The sequence below is a fragment of the Candidatus Thiosymbion oneisti genome (assembly GCF_900092655.1).
Lineage (GTDB): Bacteria > Pseudomonadota > Gammaproteobacteria > Chromatiales > Chromatiaceae > Thiosymbion > Thiosymbion oneisti.
The window spans coordinates 1-2,257 of record NZ_FLUY01000721.1 but is presented as its reverse complement, the minus strand read 5'-3'; the positions used below and the strand labels follow the sequence as shown (position 1 = coordinate 2,257).

Genomic DNA, 2,257 nt, shown 5'->3' with positions numbered 1-2,257 from the left:
TTATTTGGCGTTGGTTGTGGGAAAAGATCCCTCCTGCGTCGGGACAAACCTGACGTGTTGGGTTACGGCGCGTTCGGCCTTGTCGCTGTACTTCGGGATCGGACAGCGCGCCTAACCCAACCTACATTTAACGCGAGGTCCGCGCAGGCAGGCTGCGCGGGGGGTCATGTGGGTGTAGGTTGCGTTAAGACGTCGGCACTGACGCCACCCCGGATGCACGAGCCTTGGTGCGTCGAACGCAACCCGTCAAACCCTGTCCCGACGCAGGAGGGATCTTTCTTGTCCCGCCGCAGGAGGGATCTTTTCCCTCCGGACAACGCCAAATCATTCAGGATCGGGTAGTGGTTAATGTCTAAGTTGTAACATGACCAATGGCAGTGGCCGCTATGCCCCCTCTCCCGCCGGGAGAGGGTTGGGGAGAGGGGATCAAAAAGATGAATCGCTCTACTTTAACACTTATGAATTTACCACTACCCGGGATCGCTACCCTGACGTCCGGATTGTTTTGACCTCCTCCTTATCCTGAACTAAGCTTCTTTCCACGCTTAAAAATTGATGGCCTATCGACAGCAAATCCCGACGCTCTAGCGTCGATTAAGCGCCTCGTTAGGCTAACCGCCAACGCCGATCAGCACCGAGGAGCTGAGTCCGCTGGAGCGGACACGACGGCGTTCCCACGCCGGAGCGTGGGAACGAGCGCGGGACGATGACCCATTAAAAATTTACCACTATCTGTGCTGAAATGAGGTACGAGGGTGCAACCGGGTCCCGACGGCAACCATAGAGCTTCCCTCAGCTACCGCGACGCCGGCGTCGATATCGACGCGGGCAATGCCTTGGTGGAGCGCATCAAACCTCTGGCCGCCGCGACCTTCCGGCCCGGGGTCGTCACCGGCCTCGGGGGATTCGGGGCCCTGTTCGAATTGCCTCCGGGCCACTACCGCCGACCGGTGCTGGTCTCAGGAACCGACGGCGTAGGGACCAAGCTCAAGCTGGCCCTGGCGCTCGGCCGCCATGACACCCTGGGCATCGACCTGGTCGCCATGTGCGCCAATGATATCTTGGTCGCCGGGGCCGAGCCCCTGTTCTTCCTCGACTACTATGCTACCGGCCGTCTGGACCTGGAGGTTGCTACCTCGGTGGTGGCAGGCATCGCCAGGGGGTGCGAACTCGCCGGCTGTGCCCTGGGCGGCGGCGAGACGGCGGAGATGCCGGGCATGTACGCCCAGGGAGACTATGATCTGGCCGGGTTCTGCGTCGGCATCGTGGAAAAAGACCAACTCCTGACCCCCGAGCGGGTGCGGCCGGGAGATGTCTTGATCGGGCTGGCCTCCTCCGGGGCCCACGCCAATGGTTACTCCCTGATCCGAAAGGTCATCGAGATATCGGGGGCGGATCTCACCGCGCCCCTGGGCGCTTCCACCCCTTCCACCCTGGGCGAGCTGCTGCTCGCCCCGACCCGGATCTATGTCAAACCCTTGCTCAGCCTGATCAGGGAGCTACCGGTCCACGGCATGGCCCACATCACCGGCGGCGGTCTTCCCGAGAACCTGCCCCGCATGCTGCCCCAGGGGGTGCGGGCATGCATCGATCCGGATTCCTGGGAACGCCCGGCGGTGTTCGACTGGATACAGTCCCAGGGCGCCGTAACCACACCGGAGATGCTGCGCACCTTCAACTGTGGGATAGGTATGGTCGTTTGCACCCCCGCTGCGGACGCCCGACGCGCCTGCGATCTGCTCACCCGAGCCGGCGAGCAGGCCTGGCTCATCGGTCGGATCGAGACCGCGGAAGGGACCCCGGAAGTAATCTTCACCGGCAAAGCTGCCCGGTGACACAGGGCGAACGCATATAAACTTTGGTTCTTTATGGATTCCAGACTATCAACGATCATGGAAGGGTACCACCGGACGTTTTGGAGTGCGGCGGCAACCTCACCCCGATGATTACCGGAACCTACAGCGCTAGGCATAAGCGGGGGGTCAGCCAAGTGGCACGATCCTGCCGCCGCTTTGGATTTGGCGATGTTAAAGGTGTTGCGGCCAGGGGAAAGCGCCGTCGCCGCGGCGCGGGTGGAACCGAAGGGTCCGGATTCCCGGCCAACGCCGCTGGTATCCCCCGTGGCTGAGGTTCGATGCGACCGCGCCGCTTTGCCGGCGCACTCCAAAGCAGTCCGGAATTCTCTGGCTCCCACGCTCCAGCGTGGGAGCAAGTCCGGACGCTCCAGCGTCATGAAACTTTGGCCGCTGGAGCGGCC

The 2,257-nt window shown here is 62.5% G+C and carries 1 protein-coding gene; it reads left to right on the top strand.

The genetic code is table 11. The features are described 5' to 3' along the window. Positions 1-755: 755 nt before the first annotated feature. Positions 756-1,835 carry a phosphoribosylformylglycinamidine cyclo-ligase gene (purM, locus tag BQ17_RS07875; protein WP_089725908.1) on the top strand — a complete coding sequence of 360 codons (1,080 nt, stop codon included), beginning with the start codon at positions 756-758 and terminating at the stop codon, positions 1,833-1,835. The last annotated feature ends 422 nt before the right edge of the window (positions 1,836-2,257 follow it).